This is a genomic window from Deltaproteobacteria bacterium (assembly GCA_016930875.1).
Lineage (GTDB): Bacteria > Desulfobacterota > Desulfobacteria > Desulfobacterales.
The window spans coordinates 1-4771 of sequence record JAFGFW010000107.1 but is presented as its reverse complement, the minus strand read 5'-3'; the positions used below and the strand labels follow the sequence as shown (position 1 = coordinate 4771).

The window sequence follows — 4771 nt, the reverse complement described above, 5'->3', positions numbered from 1 at the left end:
TTTCAATGCCGGGGCATCGTTTACCCCGTCACCGGTCATTGCAACAATTGCATGTTTCTCACGATGCAAAGCGATAAGATCCAGCTTCTGGCTGGGGTTGACTCGTGCAAAAAGGTTGACGCTGGTAATATGATTCTTCTCATCTGCCGAGAGCTCTGCTGCTTGCTTAAAATCAAGTCCGTGGACCACGGGGGCATCATCTTCCTGAACAAGGCCCACGGCTTTGCCGATTGCCCGGGCAGTGACAACCTGGTCTCCAGTGGCCATTATGACCCGTATTCCCGCATCACGGCACAGTTGAATCGCCTCACGTACATCTTCACGGGGCGGGTCCATCAAGCCCACCAGGCCAATCAGCTTGAGATTCTTATACGGCTCGTCATGTATGTCTTGAGTGTCCTTTTCGGCCAGAGCCAGAACACGGAGGCCCCTTGCAGCCATGGCGTCATTATGGGCCATCCATTTTTTGCGGATGTCTTCCGTCAATTTTTGATCACCGCCCGCAGTCAGCAGCGAAGCACAACTCTCCAACACACTCTCCGGCGCACCCTTAACAGCAACCCTGAAACCGCTATCCGTCCTATGGTAGGTTGCCATCATTTTAATCTCGGAATCAAAGGCGACCTCTTTTTCTTCCGGGTATTTGCCGACAGTCTCGGTCTGGGTGAAACCCGCTTTTGCAGCCATGGTCAGAAAGGCGATTTCCAAAGGATCACCCACTGCCTTATCCTCTTCCCGAGAATCAGACAGAGAGGCATTGTTGCATAACACACTTACCTCTATGGCATCTTGAAGCGGAGAATTTTCATGGGGCATGAGTGAAGTGCCGCTCTCTGTTACAAATATGTTTTTGGCATCATCACTATTTGCATCAATGAGGATCTTTCCGGAATCGAGGATAAACTCAACCACGGTCAATCGATTTTCTGTGAGGGTGCCGGTTTTGTCTGTGCAGATGACACTTGTCGCACCCAGGGTTTCCACTGCAGCCAACTCCTTGATGAGCGCGTTACGCTTTGCCATCCTCCACACACCCCGCGCCAAGGCAATTGTCGCAACAATGGGCAACCCCTCAGGAATCGAGGCAACTGCAAGTGCAATGCCGGTCTCGATCATCAGAACCATATCACGGCCTGCTACAATTCCTGAAGTCACCACAACAACAGCAATACCCAGGCTGACCCAGATGAGCCAGTTGGCAAGCTGGTTCAGCCGCTTTTCAAGGGGCGTCTCCTCTTCCAGGGTTTGTTCGACCAGGGAAGAGATTTTCCCCAGTTCGGTCTGCATGCCCGTTGCAATGACAACGGCCTCGCCCGAGCCTCTGGTTAAAGCCGTGCCCTTGAAAAGTAAGTTGTTCCTTTCAGCAAGAGATATTTTTTCCGGCAGAACCTCCGGAGACTTTTCAACAGGAAGGGATTCGCCGGTCAGGACCGACTCATCCGCCTGCAATTTTGACGAAGTTACGATACGCAAGTCTGCGGTAACAACATCTCCGCCTTCCAGAATAACAATGTCTCCGGGAACAAGGTCTTTGGCAGGTATTTCAGATACGGTGCCATTTCTGCGCACCCTGGAACTGACGCTTCCCAGCTTTCGGAGAGCCTCAATGGAGCGTGCTCCTTTAAGTTCTGTTACAAACCCTATTGCGGCATTGATAAAAATAACGATGCCAATAGCAAAGCCCTCAACGTGGTCGCCGAACATGAAAGCAACAGAAGCTGCGGCAAATAAAAAAAATACAATCAAATTTCTGAATTGGTTAATCAGTATGCTGAAAGAACTTTTCGGCTTTACTTCGCGCAGCATGTTTTGACCAAATAATTGCCGCCTTTTTCGGAGTTCTTCCGCATGCAGGCCTTTGCTTACCTCCACCTCCATTGATTTAACGGTATCCTCCCAGGACTGCGCCCAGGACATCTCCGGAACATGAACAACGCTTTTTGCCGCAAGAAACTCTGATTTACGGGACCCTCCCATAATTTAATACTCCTTATTTAGTAACAGTAGCTACGTGTTTGATATAGCGTTGGAGTTCGTTTGACGAGATTCCTTTGTGCTTACTGTGACTTGTTAAAAGCATTGCCATTGTTACCAGCAAAACTATTGTTTTCTATTTTTTGAAACATAACGGGCCGCGAGATGAGCGGAAGGTTCTCCGCAGAATGCGCCGCGATAGCGGTGTGATTATACGGAGGGACACTTAGGGACGTTCTTAACTTTTAACCTTTCTCATCCATTCTTTCACAAAGTTCAAAAGTTAAGAACGTCCCCCTGTTCCGTACCATTCGTCAACTAAAGAAACGCGGAATACCGCACCTCAAAGCTGTTCTAAACGGGTGCTCCCGTAAAGGCCCCTGGCGCATGAGTAAAGTAAAATGGGTGGCGTATGCTCTACCAAGGGCTCATTTTATCGCGCTTGGTCTTTTTCTCCCCGGACCTCTTTCTGCTTAGTCTGCCGAATCGCCGGATACGTGACCCGTACGTCCGGTGGTGTGGGAGGGGCGCTCAGCGATGGGCGTCCCTATCCCGATAGGGATTAGTTTTTCTTTCACGACATCTCACGATCTACAAACTCAAAGATGGCTTATCTTAAAATTTTAATTGTATTGGTTATATGCTTCAGTATTTGTTTTTCTTTTTGAAAATGCTTTCCTTCATCGGTGAGATTTAAGAGCAGAAACTTATACGGATCGCCTGGTTTTGATAGCAAAACTGCGTAAATAGGTCCCTCTTGTGATTTTTCGATTTCTATATGGCTTTCCTTTTCTTCTTGACCATCCTCGTAAACCGGCCAGGATTCCCTAACGACTGTCAGATAGATTTCAAGTGCCTTAAGATTATTAAGCGTCGTGAAACAGTTCCTTTTGATAACATCGGTTGCGTACTGGGAGCCGTTAGCTCCGTCAGCAGAGAACATTATTTTCGCCCTGTCTATTGCGAAATTTTCAAAAGGCATTTCTTGCGGATTGTACTCTTGGTATGGATATCGGGAGATATCTTCGAAGTTGATTTCAATAAGCCAGCCAGTACCGCTTTTTTTAAGTAAAAAGCCGCCCTTATTCATTTCATAATCTTTAGGATAGGCGAATTCGAAACAGTTCATAAAATTTCTGTAAGTTTTTAAGTCTGAAGGAACTTTTCCTTGATCTTGTCTGAATTCTACTTTCGTTCCGGTTGTGGGATCGAGCATGAGTATCTGATTCTCAACCGTTTCAGCCACAAGATAACCGGCTTCGTTAAATCCTTTCAAATTTCCCCATCGGAAGCCTAATTGCGTTTTTTTCAATTTTGAGAGATCGCTGATAATTTCACTTAACCCAATATCTCCTATAGATTGCCCATTTTTGAAGAAAGAGAAAATGATCTCTTCCTTGGTGTAGTTTGAGGGAAGTGTACCTTCTGCATAAGTAGCTCCTATTATATGTTGTCCATCATTTGCCACCCAAACCTCCTCGAAGCATGCTTCTGTCGACCACATCGGAATTGTTTCTCTTCTTCCTACGTTTCCATGCCAGTTTACTTTGAAAACGAAAATGTTTTTGTCATCTGGGCAGACGATTGCCGTGAATTTGAGATTTTTGGAGTCGAAGGTTTTCAATGGAAGTTTGCTTACTGGTACTTCAAAAGCCGGTTCAACAAGTGTCGGTTGGGCAAAGGCTAAAGTTGTTTGACCGATTATAAGTAAGAATAATCCAATATTTGTAAATTTTAGATTCATTCTCTTAGCTTCCTCTATTTTTTCCCAAGTATCCTTAACGTTCGAATTGACCGGCTGGCAGGGAACGCCAGCGACCCTGCCAGAACGTGCCAAATGAGAGGTTATGTTAAGCTAATCTTCTACAGTTGCCAAAAAATAATTCTGCAATAACAACGACATAGCTCAGCCGAAGAAGTTGTTGGCACTACAAAACCTTTTAACGGTGCTGTTGTCATAGTTCACGAATCGTGGGGGGTATGGCTACGCCCACTGCCTGAAAAACCTTGCCACAGGTGCCAAGGCACTCACTGCGAACAGATAGAGTCTTTCCGTTATCTTCTATGACGGTCTCTTGCAAGGCCTTGAGGTCCTGCTTCACATCAGCCCACTCAAAACAATGCCCAGCTTTATCAAGACGACGGTCAAGTTCTTTCCTAAGTACGAGGGCGAGAAAACTACAAAACACATGACCTCTAATGGTCTCGTCTACCTTGTGATATATAGGCCGGGTTTCAAGAATAGATTTCAAATCTCTAAAAACGTGCTCCACCTGCCAGAGTTCTTTGTATTTTAACGCCACCTTTTCGGTCGGCAAATCAGTATTCGTCTTCAATACCCATTTGCCGTCGAACCTTGTTTCGGCAGCTATTTTGTCTTGATCCACGGTAATACCACCGGGGGTTACTTTGAGATACTTTCGATATCCTTTGTTGCCAATCATATTCTTGGGACCCCTCTTGATCCGCTCTGCTAAGGCATCAATAATGGCTTTACGATCTGCGGCATCCTTGCGTGCTTGCTTTGTGTTGACACAGACAACGTAGCGGTTGTCATGTACCCAAACCTCCTTAACCTTAAGCGGTGCGGGATCTTTGGAGCTTTTACCCTCGCCATAGACCTCTTTATACCGGCCTGGCCGAGATAAAACGTCACGCTTGACCTCGTTAACTTTGCGCAGTCTGGCTCCAAGAATGTAGGCGATGTGTCGATCTGGGTCTTCCAGTTTCTCCATGGTATCAGCGCTGATCATGCCACGGTCAGCTACAACGCAGAATCGATTTATTCGAAACCTTT

Annotated in this window: 3 protein-coding genes; all 3 read right to left on the bottom strand. The window is 46.4% G+C overall.

All coding sequences use genetic code 11. The features are described 5' to 3' along the window. Positions 1–1977, bottom strand: a 1977-nt coding sequence (locus tag JW883_09965; protein MBN1842590.1) for an HAD-IC family P-type ATPase, incomplete at its 3' end; no start/stop codon positions are given. Between the two features lie 607 nt (positions 1978–2584). Then, complete coding sequence (locus JW883_09960; GenBank protein MBN1842589.1) at positions 2585–3718, bottom strand: hypothetical protein; 1134 nt, start codon at positions 3716–3718, stop codon at positions 2585–2587. Between the two features lie 211 nt (positions 3719–3929). After that, positions 3930–4771: transposase (locus JW883_09955; GenBank protein MBN1842588.1), on the bottom strand; the 842-nt coding region annotated here is incomplete at its 5' end.

Bases quoted from the DNA above. Each gene is read 5' to 3' on its own strand.
- JW883_09960 (MBN1842589.1), bottom strand. From the start codon at position 3,718: ATGAATCTAAAATTTACAAATATTGGATTATTCTTACTTATAATCGGT.